The organism is Flavobacterium sp. UGB4466, assembly GCF_903469665.1.
Taxonomy (GTDB): Bacteria; Bacteroidota; Bacteroidia; order Flavobacteriales; family Flavobacteriaceae; genus Flavobacterium; species Flavobacterium lipolyticum.
Window position 1 is genome coordinate 1 of sequence record NZ_CAGKLC010000056.1, and the last position, 25,117, is coordinate 25,117.

Here is a 25,117-nt window from a genome sequence, read left to right on the forward strand (position 1 = left end):
TCGTTACACCAGCCTTCGACTTCGCTCACAATTCCAGTGTGTTATTGTGAAATATTATAACTTATTACAAAGTTTTTCGGACTTGTTACATGGATTTAAAATTAGCGGTAAATTTACTTTTGCACTACAGTAGGAGTGTTGATATTTGCAGCAATAAATCAAAAAAACGAGTTATGAATAATCTTAAAAACTCCTTGTTTTACATTACGGTTATTGGCGGTTTTACAGGCCTGATCTATTGGGTAATTTCAAAAGGGGTTTCACTTGAGGCCGGACGCGGAGTCGTTCATAAAAAAATAGAAAGCAACCATTGGAATGATTTCCTTCACTCGATGATAGAAAACCTTCAGCATCCTTTGGCTATTTTATTAGCACAGATCGTGACTATTATTTTAGTAGCCCGTTTGTTCGGGTGGTTTTTTAGAAAAATAGGACAGCCTTCCGTAATTGGAGAAATGATTGCCGGAATTGTTTTAGGACCTTCTTTGGTCGGAATGTATTTTCCTGAATTTTCTGCCGCTTTATTTCCAAAAGAATCTTTAGGGAATCTGCAATTTTTAAGTCAAATTGGTTTGATTCTTTTCATGTTTGTGATTGGAATGGAATTGGATTTGAAAGTTTTGAAAAACAAAGCACATGATGCTGTAGTTATAAGTCACGCAAGTATTGTAATCCCTTTTGCCCTGGGGCTTTCATTAGCTTATTTTATCTACCATACTTTTGCTCCGGTTGGGGTGGAGTTTGCCTCTTTCGGACTGTTTATGGGAATTGCGATGAGTATTACCGCATTCCCGGTTCTTGCGCGTATTGTGCAGGAGCGCGGGATGCAAAAAACAAAACTCGGAACTATAGCCATTACGTGTGCTGCTGCCGATGATATTACGGCATGGTGTATTTTGGCAGTGGTAATTGCTATTGTAAAAGCAGGTTCGTTTACAAGTGCTTTATATGTAATTGGTTTAGCATTATTGTATGTAATTGTCATGTTGAAAATAGTTCGTCCGTTTTTAAAACGTGTAGGTGATTTGAATTCAACACGTGAGAGTTTGAATAAACCTGTCGTTGCCATCTTTTTTCTAACCTTGTTATTCTCTGCATATGCTGCCGAACTTATTGGAATTCACGCTTTGTTCGGCGCTTTTTTAGCCGGAGCAATTATGCCTGAAAACAATACTTTCAGAAATATTTTTATTGAGAAAGTAGAAGATGTCGCGATCATCGTTTTACTGCCATTGTTCTTTGTGTTTACCGGTTTACGTACACAGATTGGTTTATTGAACGATCCGTATTTATGGAAGGTAACTGCCGTAATTATTGGGGTAGCCGTAGCTGGAAAGTTCTTCGGAAGTGCCTTTGCAGCGAAATTTGTCGGACAAAGCTGGAAAGACAGTTTAGCGATCGGAGCTTTAATGAATACTCGTGGTTTGATGGAACTTGTAGTGCTAAACATTGGTTACGACTTAGGAGTTTTGTCAACAGAAATTTTTACCATGATGGTCATTATGGCTTTGGTAACTACGTTTATGACCGGCCCGGCACTGGATTTAATAGATTTTATATTTAAAGATAAGGTAACCGCCATTCCGCAGGAAATAGGGAATAAAAGCAAGTATAAAATCCTGCTTTCTTTCGCCACGCCTGAAAAAGGAAAAAAATTGCTTAAACTGGCCAATAGTCTGGTGAAGAAACAAGCCGATAATTCGATTGTGACAGCCATGCATTTGTCGTTAAGTACCGAAATACATTCGTTTGATATCAAAGACCATGAGCGTAAAATGTTGTTGCCGGTGGTCGAAGAATCAGAACGTCTGAATCAGAATATGGTTAGCGTTTTTAAAGTAACAAATGATATTGATACTGATATTATTGATACCGCAAATCAGGGAGAATATGATTTATTATTAGTCGGATTGGGACAGTCTATTTTTGAAGGAACCTTGTTGGGGAAAATTCTTGGATTTACGACGAGAATCGTAAACCCGGACCGCTTAATCGATAAGTTTACCGGAAAAGAAGGGTTGTTTGAAAATTCTCCTTTTGACGAAAGAACACGTCATATTATTGCGAAAAGCAAAATGCCGGTAGGAATCTTTATTGATAAAAACCTGGAAGAAATCAATCAGGTTTTTATGCCGGTTTTTAGTAAGGAAGATGCTTTCTTAATTGATTATGCCAAAAAGTTAATCAACAACAACGGGTCTCAGATTACCGTTTTGGATGCCAGTGGAGAAGTAAAAAGTACCAGAGATATTCAGGAAACGATTCGTTCTATCGAACAGATTGCGCCGAATCACATTATGATCATGCACGACCGAACGATTAAGAAAGAATTCTTGGAGAACCAGAACTTAATGATTATCAGTTTAGACAGCTGGAAGAAATTAATAGAATCTCAGAGTACCTGGTTGAACAATACACCTTCGGTATTGATTTTAAAACCATAGAGGAATTAAATTCTAAATTTCAAATCCCAAATTCCAATTTTGTTGGAGTTTGGGATTTTTTGTTTTCTTATTTCTTTGAGGTTTCTCTTTCTGTTGAAACGAAACTAAATCTTCAATTGGAATTTAAGAGATTGGAATTTAGATTGTGTTATGGCACGCGGATGACACAGATTCGCTTTGCGAAAACACAGATTTACACGGATTTTGTTATGCTTACTCCTTTCGTCGTAACGAAACGAAACGTCACATTGGAATTTGGAATTCAAAAGAATTGGGATTTAATATTTATAGTCCCAAATCTAAAACATAAGAAATTTTAACGGCAATGTTATCCTCAAATTTCATTAACTGGTTCGGGCCATATCGATAAAAGCCGCCGAAACCGATGCCCTTGTAAATTTTGTTTAGTTCGATTCCAGATTCAAAAAAGCCCCTGTCTAAAGTTTTATAGATTGGACCTACATGCTGTTGCGGATTTTCCATATTTCCCCATGCCATTCTCGTTACCAGCACTAAAGAAGGACGCACTTTTTTGAGGATTCTGATTCGGTCAAAACCATGTTTAAGTTGAAAGAAGACATATTGACTGGAGAAAAACTCATTAAAAAACATCGTTTCAAAACTGTTTCGTCCGGCAAAGGTAATACGCTGGATAATGGTTTCTTTTGTTAAGTTGTTGGGCATGGTATTGTAAAGATGGGTAATGGGAACATCGCCCGTAGCATAACCTCCCTGCAGAAGCAAACTCGTTTTTTGACCGTTTAAGTATTTCTTCTCATATTCAGCTTTGAAATCTATTTTCCCAAAAGTAAAATCATTTTCCAATACATTAGGTAATGATTGTGTGTACTGAAAAGTAAACCTTGGAAATCTTTTATCCGTTTCAGTTCTCCCGGTTGGAGTTTGCATAAAAGCACTAAAAGGAGCCCATACGATCGAAACCATTGCTGTAGTCATAATAAAATCCGAATACAGTTTTCCATTGTAATTAAAAAGATAATCAAATTTGGGCTCGACATAAGTTCTCGAAAATTCTAGTACGGCTTCCGTTTTAGGAATAATCTTGGTCTGAATATTAGCTTTCCAGCCCACATATTGATAAAAAGTACTAATGTTGATCGGACGTGGATCGTAAATTTTGAAAACACGTTTGTCAACGGCAAAAACGGTACTCGCAATTTCCCGAACATCATCGGTATAATATCCGTTTACCCAAGTATTGGTGTTTTTGTCCAATAAAAATCCTGCTCCCAGACTGTATTTGTGCTGACCGTCTTTTGTACCGTAAGCCGAGTATCCCTCGATTCTGAAGTTTTTAGAAAAACGGTCATTGGTAATACCGCCAAGCCCCAGTCTGAAGCCTTCGTAATTGTTGTAACTGATAATCTTTTTTAAATCCAGATCAATAGGTCCAATCGGGAAATAGCCATTGATAATTTTTCGTCCAAGTCCCAAACGATTCTCGATTCTTTTCTTTATCGAAAGACTGTCAATTAACTGATAGGTTCTCTGGCTTTTTAGGTCCAGATCTTCTTTTCTGTATTCTTCCCAGAAGGTTTCCGGTTTTTTGTTGGCATCGTCTTTAATTTCAATGTAAAGTGCCGGATCTTTTATAGGGGCAGTAGTATTATAGTGAATGTCAAAATTGTTACTTTCAGAAAGCAGATAAGTAAAATCGGAAGCCGATTTTTTTCGGGGTTCAAAATTATCTTCAACATCTCCGTCAAACTGAATTGTTCCACCTAAGATTTTAATATCATCGTCGTTTTTCCCTTTAACAATTTTAAAAGTGGTGTTGCTCTGAAACCATATTTTCTCACTGGGTACGTATTCAAATTCATGAATCCCACTAATGTCCAGGACCCCTTTGATACGCATTACCGCTTTAGCGATGGCAAAATTCTCCTGATCGATATATAAAACTCCTTCTAAACCGGATGATTTTCTTCTTTGTTTGTTTTTAAAGTAAATCATATACGTTTCACGTCCTTTTATAGTTACCGTGTCCAGAATCTTGTAATTGTAACTTTGAGGAGCACTATTCGAAATTGGATTTTCGTACTTCGTTTCAAACAATTCGTATTTCGGATCATAAATCGAAATCGATTGGAGATTAAAAGCAATAACCTCATAAATAGGTTGTTTAAACCCGGACATTTTGGTTCCTAGTATCGTTTCTTTCAGTTTGTTGTTGCCGAACTGGTATTGTGAAACTTTCTCGGTTTGAAACAAGTGCTGCTTGCTAATTATTTCTTTGAATTTATAATCCGAAGAATCAATGTTAATGCGCTTTTTGTCGAAATTTTTATATGTGGCGGTAGAGTCAATTCTGCCGTCAATAGAATCAGGATTCGCTGTTACAATAAGTTTGTTGTAGCTTTTGTATTCGAAACTGTTCAGTTTTTTTTGCGGATTGTTTTTGTTTTTATTCGCAATGACCTTCTTAATTATCGTAAGGGCCGGATTTTCGTTTGAAACCACAACCTCCTTCAAATCGTCGGTTTTTTGAAAAAGAGAAACAGGGTAAAAAGTTTTTTGGTCCGTAATTACAATTGTCTTCGTTTGAAAACCAATGTACGAAACGGTAAAAGTTTCCGGTTTTGAAAGAGCTTTTAGAATAAACTTCCCGTCAACATCCGTAATTGTATTAGTACTGTCAGAAGTTGTAATGGTAGCAAAAGGAAGCGGTTTGTTATTAGAGTCCGTTACAATTCCGTTTATTTGAAATTGTGCCTGAATGGTAAGCGTGAAAAACAAAGTCAACAAACAGAATAGCTTCATAGAGAATGTTATAGTTTCAAAACGGACAACTTGTACTTTTGGTATGCAAAAATAACAATAAAAAAATCCGTTCAGTATAATTTAACTAAACGGATTTTTATTTTGTGTTGAATAGGATTACACCTTCATGATTTCGGCTTCTTTAGCAGCCAGTAATTCATCGATTTTTTTGATGTAAGTATTGGTTAAGTTCTGAACTTGCTCCTCAGCTGATTTGCAAATGTCTTCAGAAGTTCCTTCTTTTTCTAGTTTTTTGATATCCGTATTGGCATCTTTACGTACGTTACGAACACCAATTTTAGCATCTTCTGCTTCAGCTTTCGCTTGTTTAGCCAGTTCTTTACGACGTTCCTCTGTCAAAGGCGGAACGCTAATGATAATAACGTCTCCGTTGTTCATTGGGTTGAAACCAATGTTGGCAACCATGATTGCTTTTTCAATTACAGACAGCATGTTTTTTTCAAAAGGCTGTAATGTAATTGTTCTGGCATCAGGAACACTGATTTTTGACACTTGAGAAAGGGGTGTTGCAGCTCCGTAGTAATCTACAAAAACACTTCCCAACATTGCCGGAGAAGCTTTTCCTGCACGAATGTTAAGAAATTCTTTCTCTAAGTGCGCAATCGAACCGTTCATAGATTCTTCCGTACTGTCTAATATAAATTCTATTTCTTCCGTCATTTTTTTTAGATTTTTAGATTTTAGAGGATTGGGTTTTCAAGTTTTAACGAAAATACTCCTCTAATTTACTAACTAATATATTTCTTTTTTTTGATTTTAAGATGGCTGGATTTTTAGATTATTGGAAACTCTCCAAAAAAACGGCATTCAAAACTTTAATCAACCTGTGTTTTTTGACAAATTAGAACTATTACAACTTCTAAAAATCGAATAATCCAACGATCGAACAATCTAAGTAGTCTAAATGTTAACTACTGTTCCAACGTTTTCACCTTCACAGATTTTCAAAAGATTACCAATTTTGTTCATGTCAAAAACAACGATTGGCAATTTGTTCTCCTGACTTAAAGTAAAAGCGGTAGTATCCATCACGTTTAGTCCTTTTTTAAGAACATCATCAAACGAAATAAAATCAAATTTTACTGCCGATGCATTTTTTTCCGGATCAGAATCATAGACACCATCTACACGAGTTCCTTTTAAGATCACATCTGCATTGATTTCAATTCCTCTTAAAACGGCCGCTGTATCCGTTGTAAAATAAGGATTTCCGGTTCCGGCACCAAAAATTACAATTCTTCCTTTTTCAAGATGGCGGTCTGCTCTTCTTTTAATGTAAGGTTCTGCAATAGACTCCATTTTCAAAGCAGTCTGTAAACGCGTTTTCATTCCTTTGTCTTCAAGTGCCCCCTGCAAAGCCATTCCATTAATTACGGTAGCAAGCATACCCATATAATCGCCTTGTACTCTATCCATACCGGCACTTGCACCTGCAACGCCTCTAAAAATATTTCCTCCTCCAATTACAATAGCAATTTCTACTCCTTTACTGTGAATTTGCTTAATCTCTTCAGCATATTCGGCTAATCTTTTAGGGTCAATACCGTATTGTAAATCACCCATTAAGGCTTCGCCGCTAAGTTTTAGAAGAATTCTTTTATATTTCATTTCTGTGTTGCGTTAATTTGTGCAAATATAGACATATTCTGATTTTTAGAAATAATGTTTTAAAAAAAATAATAGTTCTTCTCGTTTTAAATTTTTACCGTTTTTTCGGATTTCTCCGAATGTGACAAAAGTCATTCTTTAAGTCCTTTTAAAAGTTGTAATTTTATAGAATTCAAAAAATCCTAAATATGAAAAGTACCATAGCTAAATCATTATTCAATAGTCATTCGTATACAGAATATCGAAAAATAGTTACCGATTTATTACTGGAAGGGAAATCAACAGGCAATGAACAATCCGAAAGCTTAACCAATTACAGTAAGCTGAATGAGGCCAGGATGAACCGACTGGAGAAAACCATGAAAGTTTCGGATGAGGTAGTTTCCGAATTAGAAAGCTTAAAGCACAATTATATCTGGCTGGTGATTTCTGAAGGCTGGTGTGGTGATGCAGCACAAATACTTCCGATTATTAATAAGATGGCTTTGGCTTCGCATAAAAAGATAGATCTCCGAATCGTTTTTCGTGATGAGAATGAGCCTCTGATGAATCAATACCTGACCAATGGCGGGAGGGCGATTCCTAAAGTGATTGTGATTTGTAAAGAAACCGGAATAGCCCGCGCTGACTGGGGACCTAGGCCAAAAGGAGCTACTGAATTAATGGCAAACTATAAAAAAGAGTTTGGCGTAATTGATGAAAAAATCAAAACTGATTTGCAATTATGGTATTTGGCCGACAAAGGGTTGAGTACTCAAAATGAACTTATGGATATCATGCATGTGCTGGAAATTAGGGAGTAATATGAATGATTTTGAGCAAAACGGATATGTGTTTCTGGAGAATTTCTTTTCGGAAAATGAACTGGCAGCTATTGAAAAAGTACTCGTTAAATTCCACAAAATCTGGTTGCGTGATCATGAGATAAGTTATGAAAAAGGGGCTTTAAACAGTCATAGTCTGACCAGGGGAGATTGCTTAAAGGAGGAAGAAAAAATACGTCTTTTTGAATTTATGACTCAAGCCAAATTTGAAGAAATACGAAGCGTTATCTTTCCTAAGCCTCCTGTTTTTTTGAATACCCAGCTTTTTTTTGATCCAAAAGATGAATCCCAGAAGAATTATTGGCATCGTGACATACAATATACAGGAATGTCTGTTGAAGATCAAAAGAAGGCCATCAAAACTCAAAATGTAGTTCACTTCAGGATTCCCCTGAAAAGTGAACGAGGAATTGAATTGATTCCAAAAACACATCGCGAATGGGATTTGCCGGAAGAGTTTGAGGTTAGAAATTCTTTGAACGGCCGTCTTCAAAGTGACGATTTAAAACGCGGAGAAATTGTAAGATTGAATCGGGGAGATTTACTGATTTTTTCTGCCAATATGATTCATCGTGGTATTTATGGAAAGGATAGATTTTCTCTGGATATCATTTTTTGCGATAATATTCCTGTAATGAGAACTTTTATTGATAAGGATAATTTGCCATCAGCAAAAATATTGGAGAAGCTTATAAACAAGCAGCTTTTTGATATTTAGTACGTCGATAATGGTGAGTAAGACTGTTGAGATAGATTCCTTAAGTTTTTAAGAAATAAATCGTTAAACAGCCTTGTTTTTCAGGTATTCTGCTGTAAATAAGAATTTTAGTAATAAATAATATGCTAAAAATATTTGTATTGCTTCAATTTTTTGTAACTTGCAGGAGTCATCCCACTTCTATTATTCATTTTCTTATTTACTCTTTTTATTGGTGTTTATTTAATGTTTAACAACTAAAAATTACACTATCATGAAAAAGTTATTCGAAAGATTTTACGATTTTGTTTCGGGCTTGTTGTTTGGAGGAAAGAGTATATCTCATTACTAACTTCAAAAAACAGAGCTTATGAAATAGAACTACTTTGTAAGAAGTCGGCACATTGCTATGGGGATTCCTGAAGTAATGTGCTTTTTGTTTTTGAATTCAGCAGATTTGGACTTTGAGACCAAGAAAAATAATCAAGACTCTTTTTGTATATGTTGAATTTATTGATCAATATGTAATCTGTGCTGTAAAAAATAATGAAAAATAGCATCTGACAAGAGATTTAGAATATAGCTTAGAATCTTCACCATGTAAGGTTACTCAAACAGGTTGCTCTGAAAGAGCTCCAGACATAGCATAGTGCTTTGCATTATGAATGAAGATAATGATTATTTGTGCCCTGTAAGGGCAAAAGACTACAGACAAAGAAAAGTACTCACATTATGTTTTCTGAGAAAAGCAATTGATCTACAGGTTCTTTTGTTTGCTTTTGCCCTTTCAGGGCATTACTCATTGTTAAATCTATTTTTTATAGTGCGTTGCACCATACTGATGCTTTTAGGCTTTCAGCCTTTTTTATAAAATAGTTTTGAAATTCTTTGTCCTTTCAGGGCGTTACTTATTGTTAAATCTATTTTTTATAGTGCCGTTGCACCATACTGATGCTTTTAGGCTTTCAGCCTTTTTTATAAAATAGTTTAAAATTTTACTCCGCAGTTTTAAAATCGATTAAAAAAGGTTTTAGTCTCACTCCGTTTTGTTTTCTGAAATTATCCGAAATTAAAATTTGGTAATGTTGGCCGGGTTTTAAATCTGCTTTAATAGTCCAAGATTTCATATCGGCAGACCAGATTCTGTTGGTGTCTATTTTTGGGAAAAAGCTTTCTCCAAGAGGGCCAAAATCAATACCTGTACTGCGCCCGTTTAACGGTTCCGAAAAAGTAATCGTGATTTCAGTTTCTCCCGATTTTACTTTTTGACTTCCGTTTTTAAATGCAGAGATAGATACAACGTGAGGTCTTTGCTTTTCGTAATTCTGACGTAATTTTTTTAGATTTTGCGGAAACAATTTGGTGCCATCGACTATGCGTGCCACTTCTTTTTCATTATGGTAATCTAGTTCAATTAAGGTCTTTATCGCTTTCGTCTTGTCTTTGGATGAATTGTAGTAACGTTCGCAGATTTCATAACCTATATAATATCCCAAATCTCTAACTTTTAAAAGATTTCTGTTTTCTCCCCAGATCCAGTTGTAATTGTTGCTTTTGATGTACAAATCTGCGATGAACTGATCGATTACTTTTGGCTGATTGCTTTTCCCGAATTCAATGGCAGGAGAACTTGATTTTTTATCGGTTACTTTACAGGAAATAAATTCGGCGACACCTTCGTAAAGGCACATCAAAAGCAAATCTTCGACCAGTTCTTTTTGCTGAGTATGCACATATTCATGCGTGCAGAGCAATGCAATGTTTTTTCTCGGCTCGTATTCTTTGTAAAAGGGTTGTCTCCAGGCTGGGAGTTCATCAATAATAGTAGTTTCATCTGCGAGACTCAGTTCGCTTCCAATTAAAACCCGATCTTCCTGAATGGTTCCATTTGTTCGAAATGCACCAATAGAAAAATAAATAGTAGATGGTTTTAAATCGGGATAAGCTTGTTTTAGTTTACTGATGTCGGCATCAATTTCCGGATAAAGTCCGGCGGAATTTAAAGTGTTTGGTTTTAATGAACTCCAGAATTTAGGATATTTATTTATGGCATTGATGTAGTCTTTGGCAGTATAATTTCGAACCTCAAGCAAGCTTTTTAAGCCCGGAGTAGCTTGGTCTAAGTATAGTTCTTTTAGAAAAGAATATTGTTTGATGCTGTCTTTTTCGGCGACAATTTTATCGTAAGCCTTCCAGAAATTATCAATATCAGTGGAAACCATTTTTTGATTAATGGTTTGACTGTTTGATGAGATTGTGAAGACAAACAAGAGTAGTAGAAAGTGGTTTTTCATGTTTTGGTTTTTAATCTTGTGACTAAAGTACAAAAAAGAAAAAGATACAATCTTGCTTAAAGGGGCTTGAAAAATATATTATGCTTTATTCCTGCTGCAGACTTTCTTCAAAAAGTGTAATGTCAATAGCATTTTTTACATCGTAATCGCCAATTTTAGTTCGGCGTAAAACCGTTAAATGCGATCCGGAATTCATCGCTTTTCCAAAATCAAAAGCCAGAGAACGAATATAAGTCCCTTTACTGCACACCACTCTAAAATCTACCTCAGGTAAAGCGATTCGGGTAATTTCGAATTCATGAATGGTTGTTTTTCTGCTGGCAATTTCTACTGTTTCTCCTGCACGCGCATGCTCGTACAAGCGAACACCGTCTTTTTTGATGGCAGAAAAAATAGGTGGTTTCTGGTCTATTTCGCCCAAAAATTGTTTCACCGTTTCATGAATTAGTGTTTCGTCAATATGATCGGTTGGAAAAGTCTGATCGATTTCGGTTTCTAGATCGTAAGATGGAGTAGTAGCTCCAATATAAAAAGTTCCGGTATATTCTTTTGCCTGACCCTGTAGTTCAGAAATTCTTTTGGTAAACTTTCCGGTACAGATTAGCAATAGACCGGTTGCCAAAGGATCTAAAGTTCCGGCATGGCCAATTTTGAACTTTTTAGGAAGTCCGGCTTTATTGATTAAAAGATATTTTAATTTGTTGACAGCTTGAAACGAACTCCATTTTAAAGGTTTGTCAATCAATAAAACCTGTCCGTTTAGATATTCTTCAGGAGTCATTATATAATCGTAAGAGGATGAATGAAAAAGTGAATCAGTAACAGAACGATTCCTGCAATAATTCGGTAATAACCAAAAACTTTAAAACCGTTTTTAGTCAAAAATCCAATAAAGGATTTAATAGCTAAGAGCGCCACAATAAAAGCAACAACATTTCCAATTACCAGTATGTTAATCTGATCGTGAGACAGTTCAAATCCGGCTTTGTAATAATCGTAACATTTTTTTACCGTCGCTCCTAACATGGTTGGAACAGCCAAAAAGAAAGAGAATTCTGCTGCTGTAGTACGGGATAATTTTTGAGACATTCCGCCTACAATACTGGCTCCGCTTCTTGAAACTCCCGGAATCATAGCAATGCACTGGAATAAACCAATTTTAAAAGCTTGTAAATAGGTGATTTCAGAAGAGCTTTCAGTTGTATTTGGATGGTTGAACCACTCGTCAACTTTTAGTAAAATTAAACCTCCTATCAAAAGAGAAACAGCAACTGTAACAGGGTTTTCTAATAAACCATCGATAAAATCACTTAGCAATAAACCTAATACGACAGCCGGAATAAAGGCAACCAAAAGTTTAAAATAAAAATCAAGTGTTTGAAAGAATCGTTTGAAATACAAAACCACTACCGAAAGTATCGCGCCAAGTTGAATGACAATGGTGAAAAGTTTAGTGAAATCTTCATGAGCAATTCCGAAAAAGGAAGAGGCGATAATCATGTGACCGGTTGAAGAAACAGGCAAAAATTCCGTGATGCCTTCAATAATAGCTAGAACGATAGCTTGTAATGTATTCATTTATTAAGATTGTTAGATTTTTAGACTCATTAGACTTCTTAGATTTTATAAAAGATTATCTAAAGAATCTAAAGATCTAAGAAGTCTAACGAGTCTTAATAAAGTCTATTTGGATTTTTTGAAAATAGAATAAATCGTGATTCCAAAACCGATTAAAACTGTAGTTGGAGCCAAACGAATACGTCTGAAATTAAACACATCTTCATTGAACACATTCGGATCGTTGCTTCCGCCTCCAGACATTAAGATAAAGCCTAAGGCAATAACTCCAATTCCGATTAATAGAATTTTGTAATTAATTCCGTCAAAAAGGAATTCTTGCTTTGATGTCTGTTCTTCTTTATTGTTGTTTTTCATTTTATTTCTTTTGTGCCTTCGAGCGTAGCGAAAGGCTTTTTAAAAATCTGCAATCTATAATCTGCGATCTAAAATTAATACAAATCGTCCGTTCTTAAATTTAGGAAACGTTGTGTGGCAAAGTGAGTACTTACCCAGGTAATCAAAACTCCTAATCCGAATACGGCTAATAACACCAGTCCAATTAAGGCTTTATCTTCTAAAATGCCCAGGCCCGGGAAATTAGTTTCTACATAGAACAAAAGTCCGATAAGGGCAATAATAGCCAGACCGGCGCCTAACATTCCTAATTTTACACTGCGCATTACAAATGGCTTACGGATAAACGATTTTGTTGCACCAACCATTTGCATCGTTTTGATGATAAAACGATTCGAATGAATAGATAAACGTAACGAACTGTTGATTAGTAGAACAGCAATAATCGCAAGGAAACCACTGATAATTAAAATCCACATACTTACTTTTTTGATATTATCATTTACCAGATTCACCAATTGTTTGTCGTAAACAATATCTTCAATCATGGTGTTTTGACGTAGTTTGCTTTCTATTTTAAGGATACTGTCTCTTTCAACATACTCCGCTTTTAAGTGAATGTCGTAAGAGTTCAATAACGGGTTTTCACCTAAGAAAGTCAGGAAATCTTCTCCGATAATGTCAGTGTGTTCTTTTGCCGCTTTTTCTTTTGTTACATAAACGAATGACCTTGCAAAAGGCGCTCTTTTTAGTTCCGTATTGAAAGCTTTTATCACGCTGTCATTAGCCTCGTTTTTAAAGAAAACCGTCATGGCAATTTTTTCTTTAAAATCATTAGCCAGTTTTTTAGAATTGATAATGAATAATCCCAGTACTCCTAGCAGGAATAAAACCAGAAATACACTTAATACAACCGAAAAATAAGAGGAAATTAACCTGCGCTTTTGAAATTTATCAAAGTTAGAACTCATAGTTTGCTTAAATTATGGGGTAAAAATAATAAAGAATTTCTTTATATGAAGTTAATAACGGCCAAAGTTTTAACTTTCGTACAATATAAGCAATTTTAGACTTGTATTTTATCTCAATAAAAATGAAGAAATTATAATTTACTTTTTAGGAATTAAAATACTTTTTGTTACAATCTGTAATAAATGTAAATTTGCGGCTTAATTAATTTAGTGAAAACCTTAGAACCTTAGTAACTTAGAATCTTAGTCACTTAGAAATGAAATACAATCCAAACGAAATAGAAGCCAAATGGCAAAAATATTGGGCCGAGAACCAAACTTTTGCAGCAAAAAATAATTCTGAAAAACCCAAACATTATGTGTTGGACATGTTTCCTTACCCATCCGGGGCGGGATTACACGTAGGGCATCCACTGGGATATATCGCTTCGGATGTTTATTCTCGTTTCAAAAGGCATCAGGGTTTCAATGTTTTGCATCCAATGGGGTACGACAGTTTTGGATTGCCGGCAGAACAGTATGCGATTCAAACCGGACAGCGTCCGGAAGATACCACACGTGTTAATATTGATGGTGGAGTAGATAAAGAAGGAAAACAAATAGCAGGATATAGAAAACAGTTGGATAAAATCGGGTTCTCATTTGACTGGGAGCGTGAAGTGCGAACGTCAAATCCGGACTATTATAAACATACACAATGGATTTTTATTCAGTTGTTTAATTCATGGTATAACAAGAATGTTGACCAAGCAGAAGATATAACAACTTTAATTGCTCTTTTTGAAAAAGAAGGAAATGCAAATGTAAATGCAGTTTCTGATGATAACATTGGAACTTTCTCGGCTGAGGAGTGGAATGCTTTATCGTCTGACGAACAGGAGAAAATTCTTTTACAATACAGATTGACTTATCTGGCAGAAACAGAAGTAAACTGGTGTCCTGGTTTAGGAACAGTTTTGGCCAATGACGAAATCGTAAACGGTGTTTCAGAACGTGGAGGATTTCCTGTAATTCGAAAAAAAATGACCCAATGGAGTATGCGTATTTCAGCTTATGCAGAGCGCTTGCTTCAAGGTTTAAATGAAATCGACTGGAGCGAGTCTATCAAAGAATCACAAAGAAACTGGATCGGAAAATCGGTAGGAGCGTTAGTAAAGTTTAAAGTCAAAAGTCAAAAGTCGAACGTCGAAAGTGAAGCTGCATTTTCAGACTTTGGACATTCGACTTTGGACTCTTTTATTGAAGTATTTACCACCCGCCCCGATACCATCTTTGGAGTAACTTTTATGACTTTGGCACCAGAACATGATTTGGTAGCTAAAATTACAACTCCGGAACAAAAAGAGGCAGTTGAAGCGTATATCGAGAAAACAGCAAAACGTTCCGAGCGCGAGCGTATGGCTGATGTAAAAACCATTTCAGGGGTATTTACAGGTGCTTATGCGGAGCATCCATTTACGAAAGAACCAATTCCGGTTTGGATTGGGGACTATGTTTTGGCCGGATACGGAACAGGTGCTGTAATGGCGGTTCCTTGCGGAGATGAGAGAGATTATGCTTTTGCAAATTTCTTTAAAGGTCAGAACGGAATGCAGGAAATCAAAAATATTTTTGCCAACGTTGATATTTCTGAGGCGGCTTACGGTTCGAAAGACAATGTGGAGATCGCAAATTCTGATTTCCTAAACGGATTAAATTATAAAGAAGCTACTCAGGCCGCTATTACGGCCTTAGAAAAATTAGGACAGGGAATTGGAAAAACCAACTACCGTTTGCGTGATGCGGTTTTCTCCCGTCAGCGTTATTGGGGTGAGCCATTCCCGGTTTATTATGTGAATGGGCTTCCAAAAATGATTGATACGGAGCATTTGCCAATTATTTTACCTGAAGTTGAGAAATATTTGCCAACCGAAGACGGTTTGCCTCCATTAGGAAATGCTGCTGTTTGGGCTTGGGACATCACAAATAATAAAGTCGTTAATACCGACTTAGTAGATCATGCAACGATATTTCCTTTAGAATTGAATACCATGCCAGGTTGGGCTGGAAGTTCATGGTACTGGATGCGTTATATGGATGCACACAACGAAACCGAGTTTGCAAGCAAAGAAGCATTAGCGTACTGGGAAAGTGTTGATTTGTATATTGGAGGAAGTGAGCACGCCACCGGACACTTATTGTATTCGCGTTTCTGGAATAAATTTTTAAAAGACAAAGGTTTTGCTCCAACCGAAGAACCATTCAAAAAACTGATCAATCAGGGAATGATTTTGGGGACTACTGCTTATGTGTATAGATTAGAAGGAACGAACACTTTTGTGTCTAAGAATAAAATCGGAGATCAGAATGTACAACCGCTTCGTGTGGATGTTAATTTTGTGAATTCTTCAGATGAATTGGATGTAGAAAGATTTAAAAACTGGAGAGAAGATTTTAATTCGGCAGAATTTATTTTTGACGAAAACGGAAAATATATCGTTGGACGTGAAGTCGAGAAAATGTCGAAATCGTATTACAATGTAGTGACTCCGGATGATATTTGTAACGAATACGGAGCCGATACTTTGCGTTTGTACGAAATGTTCTTAGGGCCGTTAGAGCAGGCAAAACCTTGGAATACGGCTGGTATTTCGGGAGTGTTTGGTTTCCTTAAAAAGTTATGGAGATTGTACTTTGATGATAATGGTTTAATCGTAAACAACGACGAACCAACAAAAGACAATTTAAAATCATTGCATAAAACCATCAAAAAAGCAGCAGAAGACATCGAGAGTTTTTCTTTCAACACTTCTGTTTCTCAGTTTATGATTTGTGTGAATGAATTGTCTTCTCAAAATTGCCATTCAAGAGCCATTTTAGAACCGTTAGCCATTTTAGTTTCGCCTTATGCACCGCATATTGCTGAGGAATTATGGTTGCAGTTAGGAAATACAACTTCGATTTCAGAAGTTTCTTTCCCGGTTTTTGAAGCAAAACATTTGGTAGAGACGAGTAAAGAATATCCGGTTTCTTTTAATGGAAAAATGCGTTTTACCATCGAATTGCCTTTGGATTTAACCAAGGAGCAGATTGAAGAAATTGTCATGAAGGACGAAAGAACTTTACGTCAATTAGATGGGAAAACACCAAATAAAGTGATTATTGTTCCGGGTAAGATTATCAATCTTGTAGGGTAATAATTTTAATTTTCAATATTTTAAAATTCCAAATTCCAACTTTTGTTGGGGTTTGGGATTTTTTTTTGTCATTTCGAGCGAAGGGAGAAATCACACTAGCTAATCGACAAAGATTATCGATCTAGTTTGCGGGGTTCCTTGTGTGATTTCTCGTTCCTCGAAATGACAAGATTGTGTAGTTTTTTTGTTGGGGTTTGGGATTTTTTTTTGTCATTTCGAGCGAAGGGAGAAATCACACTAGCTAATCGACAAAGATTATCGATCTAGTTTGCGGGGTTCCTTGTGTGATTTCTCGTTCCTCGAAATGACAAGATTGTGTAGTTTTTTTGTTGGGATTTGGGATTTTTTTTGCGTTTAGTTTATCATTTCGACCGAAGGGAGAAATCACACCAGTTAATCGACAAAGATTGTCGACTTAGTTTGCGGAGTTTCTTGCGTGATTTCTTGTTCCTCGAAATGACAAGATTGTGTAGTTTTTTTGTTGGGGTTTGGATTTTTTTTTGTCATTTCGAGCGAAGGGAGAAATCACACTAGCTAATCGACAAAGATTATCGACTTAGTTTGCGGAGTTTCTTGTGTGATTTCTCGTTCCTCGAAATGACAAGATTGTGGAGTTTTTTTGTTAGGGTTTGGGACTTTTTTTGCGTTTAGTTTGTCATTTCGACCGAAGGGAGAAATCACACCAGTTAATCGACAAAGATTGTCGACTTAGTTTGCGGAGTTTCTTGCGTGATTTACTTAGTCAATCGCTATCGCTCGAGTGTCCTTCGTCGAAAGGATGAAAAAGCTAGGGGTGAGTTTTTTTTGAAACAGCTCCAGCGGAGCAAAATATTTATAGCAAATGTAATTTTCCGGTATCAAGAAGCTCCGGCGGAGCGGAACATAAATATTTGAGGCAGTCCCGTTTTATAGTTTTTTGTATGGACCAGAATTGATATTGACGTGTGAAAAGATATTTTTTTATCAAAAAAACAATAATTGTTTGTGGAGTGTCTGAGCCCTTGTAAAGATTGGGGTTTAGGCCTATAGATGAAGGTTGGAATTTGGAATTTGGAGACTAATTTTTATTTTTTTTAGAACGATTTGTAACATTTTAAAACATCTCGTATCCAAAAGGCGAATTTAACTAATAAACCATTTAACAACTTAAATCTATTAAAAATGAAAAAGTATATCATCTTAGTTATCGCCTTATTATTTTCAGCAGTATGTTTAAATGTATTTGCACAAACAAAATCATATCCGTTTGAAGTTCTTAAAACCGGAAAAGGAAAACAAGCTGTAGTGTTTATTCCCGGATTTGCATCTTCGGGAGATGTGTGGAAGGAAACCAGAGCCAATTTAGAAAAAGATCATACCTGTTATACACTTACCATGGCGGGTTTTGCCGGAGTAAAACCACAGCCAAATGCCAGCTTCAAAAATTGGGAAACTGAAATTGCAGACTTCATCAAAACAAATAAAATTGAAAAACCGATCGTAATTGGTCACAGTATGGGTGGAGGATTTGCATTGGCTTTGGCGGCAGATTATCCGGAATTGGTTGGTAAAATTGTTGTAGTAGACGCGCTTCCGTGTATGGCTGCTCTGATGGATCCTAATTTTAAATCAAAAGAAAATAACGACTGTTCGTCAATGGTGAATCAGATGACGGCTATGACGGAGACTCAGTTTTTGGACATGCAGAAAAAAACAATGCCAAGACTGGTTCAGGATGCCTCAAAAATCGATATGATTGTAGATTGGAGTGTAAAATCAGACCGAAAAACATTTGCTGAAATGTATTGTGATTTTTCTAATACCGATTTAAGAGAGAAAATCGCGCAAGTAAAATGTCCATCATTAATTTTACTGGAATCTTATTTTGTAAATTTAAAACCTGCTATTGAAGGACAGTATCAAAATTTAAAAAATGCTAATTTTCAATATGCCGGTAAAGGGTTACACTTTATTATGTATGATGATGCAGCGTGGTATTTAAATCAGGTGAATAATTTCGTAAAATAGTACTGATGGAATTTGAAGTTATCTATAAAACGTATTGGGATAGAATTTTCAGGCTTTGTATGGGTTTTGTTAACGATTATGATATTGCTCAGGATTTGGCTCAGGAGACTTTTGTTATTGTCTGGCAAAAACTGGACACTTTTAGAAACGAGTCGGGCATAGGAACCTGGATTTTTAGGATAGCTTCTAATAACTGTTTGCGGCAAATTGAAAAAGAAAAGCGTTTTCTTAAATCAGATCTTCCGGTGAATTTGCAGGAAGAGAAACAGCAATCGTTAGAACCGCAAATCCAGTTTTTGTACCAGTGTATCGCTGAATTGCCTGAAACGGAACGTATTATTATTTCGCTCGAACTTGAGGAGGTAAAGCAGGCTGAAATTGCTAAAATTGTGGGGCTTTCGGAAGCAAATACAAGAGTGAAAATTCACAGGATAAAGGAAAAACTGACTCAAAAATTTAAAGAAAATGGACCAAAATAACAATATAGATTTCAAAGATTTGTGGAAAAAACAATCCGTAAGTCAGCCCGATATGAAAGATTTATTGGGGAGATTGAAGGAATTTAAAGCAGCCGGCCTTCGCCATCTGTGGATTACTAATATTTTGCTTTTGGCAACTACTGCGTTTATTGTTTTTGTCTGGTACTATTATCAGCCAGAATTTATTTCTACCAAAATAGGAATTGTACTGGTGATTATGGCCATGATCATGTATGTTGGTGTTTATAATGGATTATTGGTCGGTTATAAAAATATCGATACCACACAATCCAATCAGGAGTACCTGCAGCGATTGATTCTAATTCGAAAAAAACAGCAGTTTATGCAGTCTACGATTCTGAATTTGTACTTCATTTTATTGGGTATCGGAATAGGTCTGTATATGTACGAATACACTTCGAGAATGACGCTTGTTTATGCGTTGCTCGTTTATGGGGTGGTATTGCTTTGGATTGGGGTGAACTGGTTTTACATTCGTCCGAAACAAATTAAAAAACAACAGGCAAAAATCAACGATCTGATTGGGAAATTTGAAGAAGTCAATAAGCAGTTGGAGTTGTAATGGAGTTTTTTAGTTTTTGTAAAGTTGCTTAAGAAGTACCCTGACGCTAAAATGTCAAAATGACATTTTTTGAATTTGGTTCAGAATTTGCGGTTTATTCTGTAAATTTAGTAATCAATCAAAAAAAACAAAGATATGGGAAGTGGATATTTAATTCTTGCCGGAGCAATTATGTTGTTCAGCTGGATAGTGAGTTCAAGACTCAAGAGTAAATTTGAGCAGTATTCTAAACTGCAATTAAGAAATGGAATGAGTGGTGCTGAAATCGCCGAAAAGATGCTGGCTGATCATGGTATTAGAGATGTTCGTGTTATTTCGACACCTGGTCAGTTAACAGATCACTACAATCCTGCAGATAAAACTGTAAATTTAAGCGAGGTGGTTTACAACGAACGCAATGCGGCTGCGGCTGCGGTGGCTGCACACGAGTGTGGTCATGCGGTACAGCACGCTGTTGGTTATGAGTGGTTGACAATGCGTTCCAAATTGGTACCGATTGTAAGTGTCGCATCCAATTATGTACAATGGATTTTGTTAGCCGGAATTTTAATGATCAAAATCTTTCCGGGGCTATTGCTGATCGGAATTATTATTTTTGCTGCAACAACTTTATTTACAATTATTACACTGCCGGTAGAGTATGATGCAAGTAAGAGAGCATTGGCTTGGTTGGAAAATAAAAATATGCTGACGCAGCAAGAGCAGGCCGGAGCTAAGGATGCGTTGAAATGGGCTGCGAGAACTTATGTTGTTGCCGCTATCGGATCAATCGCGACCTTGTTGTACTATATCTCGGTCTATTCCGGAAGCAGAAGGAATTAATTGGTCAATGAGATAATTGGTCAATGAGATTATTAGATAATTAGCCAATTAGATAGTTAAAATGAAACCCGACAGATTTTTTTGAAATCCGTCGGGTTTTTTCGTGTAGAAATATTTCGTGATCTCATTGACTAATTATCTCATTCTCTAATTCTATAATTGAATCTGCCTGTCAATCTGCTGATCCAGGGAGATAAATGTTTCTGTTCTGGAAACGCCTTCTATTGCCTGAATTTTGGTGTTTAAAAGCTGCATTAAGTGTTCGTTATCGCGACAGATGATTTTGATCAATACCGACCAGTTTCCTGTGGTGTAGTGGCATTCTAAGACTTCGGGGATTTTTTTTAAATCTTTCACGGCTTCGGAGTTTCTGGAGGCTTTGTCCAGATAAACACCAACAAAGGCCATGGTGTTGTATCCTAATACTTTTGGATTAACGGTAAATTTAGAACCTGAAATAACACCCGATTGTTCCAGTTTTTTCAATCGCTGATGAATGGCAGCTCCGGAAATACCTATTTTATTGGCGATTTGCAAAATGGGTTTTCGGGCATCGTCCATCAAATAGCGCAGGATTTCTTTGTCGATGCCGTCAATTTCAATAATAAGGGAGTTGATTTTCATTGGAGTTGTGATTTGAAACTAAATTTAGTTATTTGGTTGTAGTTGTAAATCAAATGTACTCATAATGATTTGAAAAATAAAATTCCAATCTTTGAAATTCCAAATGGAAACTGAAAATGTTGCTTGTTTTTCTTTGTTAGAGTTTTAAGAATTTGACAAAGATTGGGGAAAGGATTATTTTAAAAAGAAAAATTCCAAATTTCAACCCTAAAGTTGGAATTTGGAATTTAAATATTGTTATTTTCTAAAAGGATTATTTTCCTTTGTTTGCTTCTGCAATATATTTCTCTAAAGCCATCGTCATTGAAGGTGTTTCAGGAGTTGGAGCAAGAATATCAATTCTTAAGCCATGATCAAGTGCTTCTTTTTGAGTTGTGCTTCCAAAAACAGCAATTCTGGTATCGTTTTGTTTAAAATCAGGAAAGTTTTTAAACAATGATTTGATTCCGGTTGGACTGAAAAAAGCTAAAACATCATAGTAAACATCAGCCAGATCAGATAGATCGCTCATTACTGTTTTGTAGAAAACAGCTTGTGCCCAATCTACTTTCAGATTGTTTAATGTTACAGGTGCATCAGCGTTTAACTGATCAGACGCCGGTAAAAGGAATTTTTCGTCTTTGTATTTTTTGATAAGCGGCGATAAATCTGCAAAGTCTTTTGCTCCCACGTAAATTTTACGCTTTCTATACACAACATACTTTTGCAGGTAAAATGCAACAGCTTCAGATTGGCAGAAATATTTCAATCCTTCAGGAACTTTATAACGCATCTCATCTGCTACTCTGAAAAAATGATCTACCGCATTACGGCTCGTCAAAATGATTGCAGTATAATGATTAAGATCGATTTTCTGTAATCGGATCTCTTTTGCATTAACCCCTTCCACATGAATAAATGGTCTGAAATCAATTTTTATTTTGTGTTTTTGTTGGAGCTCAAAGTAAGGAGAATTTTCCACTTTAGGTTCAGGCTGTGACACCAAAATTGTTTTCACTTTCATATTATAAACATTTACTAAGCCGCCTCTTTTGTAATCCAATAATACAGGAAATAATAAGGGGCTATTTCAAGAGCGCAAAGATATAAAATAAAATAAAATAACTTGCTGATTATTGCATTTTGATACGTTTTTATTGAAATAAAATAAGAGTAGAGGCTAATACACAGCGAAATGGCTATTATTGCCAGGGGTACAATCTTAGGAATATTGTCATAATAAAACAAAACAGCATTAACAGGAAGGATTAAAACGCCTATATAAGTCCTGTAAGTTACTTTTTGTAAGTTAAAAAGTTCTGCAAATTCGTCAATGTTGAACGAAGTGGCTACAATTTTTTCAATTAAAAATTTTCCCAGAATAAAGTAAAGTAAAAAGGTAGCAAGCTGAATGAATAAAATCCAGTCCGTTTTCGACGCATATCCAAAAATGTGCATGGTAAGCTGGATGAAAAAAGCATACGAAACAACTTGTACAAAAAATAAACCAACCGTAAAACTGCTTCTTAAATGATTGTTGTCGCGATAGATTTTAGCATACTTGTCAGAAAAAATAAGCTTACTGAATTCGCTAAATCGGGTTTCGTAAGCTGATTTAGTCATGGCAACAACAGCAAAGGTCAACACGAATAAAAGTGTTGCCCAGTCTTTGTTTTCCAGAATTCGGGGGTGAAGTTGTTCAATCATAGCGATGCAAAATTAGTAATTTTTTGTATCAATAGTTTTATTATATATTTATTATGAATCAAATGCTATAAAAAGTTTACTTTTGCGGTGAAATTACTCAGAAAAATGAATGATTGTATTGTCATAATCCCCACCTACAACGAAATCGAAAATATTGAAAGCATAGTTAGAGCTGTACTTTCGCAACACAAACCTTTTCATCTTTTAATTATTGATGATAATTCGCCTGACCATACTGCCAATAAAGTAGTCGCTTTACAGGAAGAATTTCCGGGACGGTTGTTTTTAGAAAAAAGAGCTAAAAAATCTGGTTTGGGAACGGCCTATGTTCATGGTTTTAAATGGGCATTAGAACGTCAGTATGATTTCATTTTTGAAATGGATGCTGATTTCTCGCATAATCCAAATGATCTTGAGAAATTGTTTGATGCCTGCCATTTTGGTGGAGCAGATCTAGCGATTGGTTCCCGATATGTAACAGGAGTAAATGTGGTGAACTGGCCCTTAAGCCGTGTTCTAATGTCGTATTTCGCTTCGGTGTATGTGAAGTTTATTACGGGAATGAAAATTCACGACGCAACAGCAGGTTTCGTTTGTTACAAACGAGAAGTGCTGGAAAAAATCAATCTCAACAAAATTAAATTCGTGGGTTATGCGTTTCAGATTGAAATGAAGTACAGAACATACTGTGCTAAATTTGAAATTAAAGAGGTTCCGATTATTTTTACTGACAGAACAAAAGGAGTTTCTAAAATGAGCAATGCCATTATCAAAGAAGCTATACTGGGAGTAATTTCGCTTCGATTGAAAAAACTAGTCAATACTTTATAAAGCTATGAAAATGAATAGGGTTCTAATAAAAAATGCCAAAATTGTAAACGAAGGATCTATTTTTGAAGGAGATGTTTTAATCGAAAATGATCTGATTGTTGAAGTAGCAGACAGCATCAGTTTAAAAACATCCGATTGTAAAGTAATCGATGCTGAAGGGAGTTATTTAATTCCGGGGGCAATTGATGATCAGGTTCATTTTAGAGAACCGGGACTAACACACAAAGGAGATATCGAGTCAGAGTCAAGAGCTGCGGTGGCAGGAGGAATTACATCTTTCATAGAGCAACCGAATACAGTTCCAAATGCTGTAACTCAGGAAATACTAGAAGATAAATATCAGGTTGCGGCAGTGAAATCATTTGCGAATTATTCGTTTATGATGGGTGCAACTAATGATAATCTGGAGGAAGTTCTAAAAACAAATCCGAAGAATGTTGCCGGAATAAAGATCTTTTTAGGATCGTCAACCGGAAATATGCTGGTAGATAATGAGGCAGTTTTAGAAAAGATTTTTTCAAGTACTCCGCTTTTAATCGCCGTACACTGTGAAGACGAAACGACGATTAAAAATAATTTACAGCTGTACAAAGAACAATATGGGGATGATATTCCGGTAACGGCGCATCATTTAATACGCAGTGAAGAAGCCTGTTATATCTCTTCTTCAAAAGCGGTGGCACTAGCCAAGAAAACGGGAGCTCGTTTGCACATTTTCCATCTTTCGACTGCGAAAGAAATGGAATTGTTTACCAATAAAATTCCACTTGAAGAAAAGAAAATTACTGCCGAAGTTTGTGTGCATCACTTATGGTTTACAGACGAAGATTATAAAACCAAAGGGAATTTTATTAAATGGAACCCTGCGGTAAAAACAGCAGACGACAGAAAAGCATTATGGGAAGCGTTAAATGACGGACGTATTGATGTAATTGCAACCGATCATGCGCCACATACTAAAGAAGAAAAAATGCAGCCTTATGTGAATGCTCCATCTGGGGGGCCGCTTGTGCAGCATGCGGTCGTAGCGATGTTTGAAGCGCATCATCAGGGGAAAATCAGCGTGGAGAAAATTGTGGAGAAAATGTGCCACAATCCTGCTAAACTTTTCAAAATAGAAAAAAGAGGTTTTATCAAAGAAGGTTATTTTGCCGATTTAGTGATTGTAAACCCAAGTTTGCCATGGAGTGTGAAACCTGAAAATATTGTGGCGAAATGCGGCTGGTCGCCTTTTGAGAATTTTACTTTTAAGTCGAGAATTACACATACTTTTGTAAACGGTGAAATGGTTTACAATAACTTTAAAGTAAAAGACATTCGCGCAGGAAAACGCCTATTGTTTGACAGATAAAAAG

Annotated in this window: 21 protein-coding genes; 10 read left to right on the plus strand and 11 right to left on the minus strand. The window is 36.1% G+C overall.

What is annotated here, in order from left to right; genetic code table 11:
* Positions 1-173: 173 nt before the first annotated feature.
* Positions 174-2,444 carry a cation:proton antiporter gene (locus JO950_RS13975; protein ID WP_202703213.1) on the plus strand — a complete coding sequence of 757 codons (2,271 nt, stop codon included), beginning with the start codon at positions 174-176 and terminating at the stop codon, positions 2,442-2,444.
* Positions 2,445-2,729: 285 nt separating this feature from the next.
* Here JO950_RS13975 and JO950_RS13980 read toward each other — a convergent pair whose 3' ends face one another.
* The 3 genes from JO950_RS13980 to pyrH all read right to left on the minus strand — a co-directional run bounded on the left by JO950_RS13980 (position 2,730) and on the right by pyrH (position 6,854).
* On the minus strand, positions 2,730-5,225 hold the full coding sequence (locus JO950_RS13980; RefSeq protein ID WP_202703214.1) for a DUF5686 family protein: 2,496 nt from the start codon (positions 5,223-5,225) through the stop codon (positions 2,730-2,732).
* A 117-nt stretch (positions 5,226-5,342) separates the two neighbouring features.
* The gene (gene frr, locus JO950_RS13985) at positions 5,343-5,906 is read right to left on the minus strand and encodes a ribosome recycling factor (protein ID WP_202703215.1); all 564 of its coding nucleotides are present in this window, start codon (positions 5,904-5,906) and stop codon (positions 5,343-5,345) included.
* A 240-nt stretch (positions 5,907-6,146) separates the two neighbouring features.
* On the minus strand, positions 6,147-6,854 hold the full coding sequence (gene pyrH, locus JO950_RS13990; RefSeq protein WP_017496236.1) for a UMP kinase: 708 nt from the start codon (positions 6,852-6,854) through the stop codon (positions 6,147-6,149).
* 188 nt (positions 6,855-7,042) lie between these two features.
* Between pyrH and JO950_RS13995 the strand changes: the two genes are divergently transcribed.
* Positions 7,043-7,657, plus strand: coding sequence for a thioredoxin family protein (locus JO950_RS13995; RefSeq protein ID WP_202703216.1), 615 nt, complete (start codon positions 7,043-7,045; stop codon positions 7,655-7,657).
* A complete protein-coding gene (locus JO950_RS14000) occupies positions 7,614-8,396 on the plus strand; it encodes a phytanoyl-CoA dioxygenase family protein (protein ID WP_370528121.1) in 783 nt (260 codons plus the stop codon). Before JO950_RS13995 ends, JO950_RS14000 begins: the two co-directional genes overlap by 44 nt.
* Positions 8,397-9,370: 974 nt before the next feature.
* On the opposite strand, the gene JO950_RS14005 is transcribed toward JO950_RS14000, so the two are convergent.
* From JO950_RS14005 to JO950_RS14025, 5 genes are all read right to left on the minus strand, one after another.
* Positions 9,371-10,669 (minus strand): Ig-like domain-containing protein, encoded by a 1,299-nt coding sequence (locus tag JO950_RS14005; protein ID WP_202703217.1) that lies wholly within the window; start codon positions 10,667-10,669, stop codon positions 9,371-9,373.
* An 85-nt stretch (positions 10,670-10,754) separates the two neighbouring features.
* Entirely contained in the window at positions 10,755-11,450 is a 696-nt protein-coding gene (truB, locus tag JO950_RS14010; protein ID WP_202703218.1) for a tRNA pseudouridine(55) synthase TruB, read from the minus strand.
* On the minus strand, positions 11,450-12,247 hold the full coding sequence (locus JO950_RS14015; protein WP_202703219.1) for an undecaprenyl-diphosphate phosphatase: 798 nt from the start codon (positions 12,245-12,247) through the stop codon (positions 11,450-11,452). Before JO950_RS14015 ends, truB begins: the two co-directional genes overlap by 1 nt.
* A gap of 105 nt (positions 12,248-12,352) precedes the next feature.
* Complete coding sequence (locus tag JO950_RS14020; protein WP_202703220.1) at positions 12,353-12,604, minus strand: DUF3098 domain-containing protein; 252 nt, start codon at positions 12,602-12,604, stop codon at positions 12,353-12,355.
* Positions 12,605-12,678: 74 nt separating this feature from the next.
* Positions 12,679-13,554: an ABC transporter permease gene (locus tag JO950_RS14025; RefSeq protein WP_202703221.1), complete on the minus strand. Its 876-nt coding sequence runs from the start codon at positions 13,552-13,554 to the stop codon at positions 12,679-12,681.
* A gap of 257 nt (positions 13,555-13,811) precedes the next feature.
* On the opposite strand from JO950_RS14025, the gene leuS reads away from it, so the two are divergent.
* From leuS to JO950_RS14050, 5 genes are all read left to right on the plus strand, one after another.
* Complete coding sequence (leuS, locus tag JO950_RS14030; protein WP_202703222.1) at positions 13,812-16,730, plus strand: leucine--tRNA ligase; 2,919 nt, start codon at positions 13,812-13,814, stop codon at positions 16,728-16,730.
* Positions 16,731-17,891: 1,161 nt separating this feature from the next.
* On the plus strand, positions 17,892-18,737 hold the full coding sequence (locus JO950_RS14035) for an alpha/beta fold hydrolase (RefSeq protein ID WP_202703223.1): 846 nt from the start codon (positions 17,892-17,894) through the stop codon (positions 18,735-18,737).
* A 5-nt stretch (positions 18,738-18,742) separates the two neighbouring features.
* Positions 18,743-19,216: an RNA polymerase sigma factor gene (locus JO950_RS14040; RefSeq protein WP_202703224.1), complete on the plus strand. Its 474-nt coding sequence runs from the start codon at positions 18,743-18,745 to the stop codon at positions 19,214-19,216.
* Positions 19,203-19,799 carry a hypothetical protein gene (locus tag JO950_RS14045; protein WP_202703225.1) on the plus strand — a complete coding sequence of 199 codons (597 nt, stop codon included), beginning with the start codon at positions 19,203-19,205 and terminating at the stop codon, positions 19,797-19,799. Before JO950_RS14040 ends, JO950_RS14045 begins: the two co-directional genes overlap by 14 nt.
* A gap of 135 nt (positions 19,800-19,934) precedes the next feature.
* Positions 19,935-20,621, plus strand: coding sequence for a zinc metallopeptidase (locus JO950_RS14050; RefSeq protein WP_202703226.1), 687 nt, complete (start codon positions 19,935-19,937; stop codon positions 20,619-20,621).
* A gap of 153 nt (positions 20,622-20,774) precedes the next feature.
* Here the strand turns inward: JO950_RS14050 and JO950_RS14055 are convergent, their stop codons facing one another.
* From JO950_RS14055 to JO950_RS14065, 3 genes are all read right to left on the minus strand, one after another.
* A complete protein-coding gene (locus JO950_RS14055; protein WP_017496220.1) occupies positions 20,775-21,245 on the minus strand; it encodes an Lrp/AsnC family transcriptional regulator in 471 nt (156 codons plus the stop codon).
* A gap of 253 nt (positions 21,246-21,498) precedes the next feature.
* Positions 21,499-22,248, minus strand: a complete 750-nt coding sequence (locus JO950_RS14060) for a uroporphyrinogen-III synthase (protein ID WP_026109960.1) — start codon at positions 22,246-22,248, stop codon at positions 21,499-21,501.
* Positions 22,249-22,262: 14 nt separating this feature from the next.
* A complete protein-coding gene (locus tag JO950_RS14065; RefSeq protein ID WP_202703227.1) occupies positions 22,263-22,931 on the minus strand; it encodes a DUF4271 domain-containing protein in 669 nt (222 codons plus the stop codon).
* 105 nt (positions 22,932-23,036) lie between these two features.
* On the opposite strand from JO950_RS14065, the gene JO950_RS14070 reads away from it, so the two are divergent.
* Positions 23,037-23,762, plus strand: coding sequence for a polyprenol monophosphomannose synthase (locus JO950_RS14070; RefSeq protein WP_202703228.1), 726 nt, complete (start codon positions 23,037-23,039; stop codon positions 23,760-23,762).
* A gap of 10 nt (positions 23,763-23,772) precedes the next feature.
* On the plus strand, positions 23,773-25,113 hold the full coding sequence (locus JO950_RS14075; protein WP_202703229.1) for a dihydroorotase: 1,341 nt from the start codon (positions 23,773-23,775) through the stop codon (positions 25,111-25,113).
* Positions 25,114-25,117 lie beyond the last annotated feature (4 nt).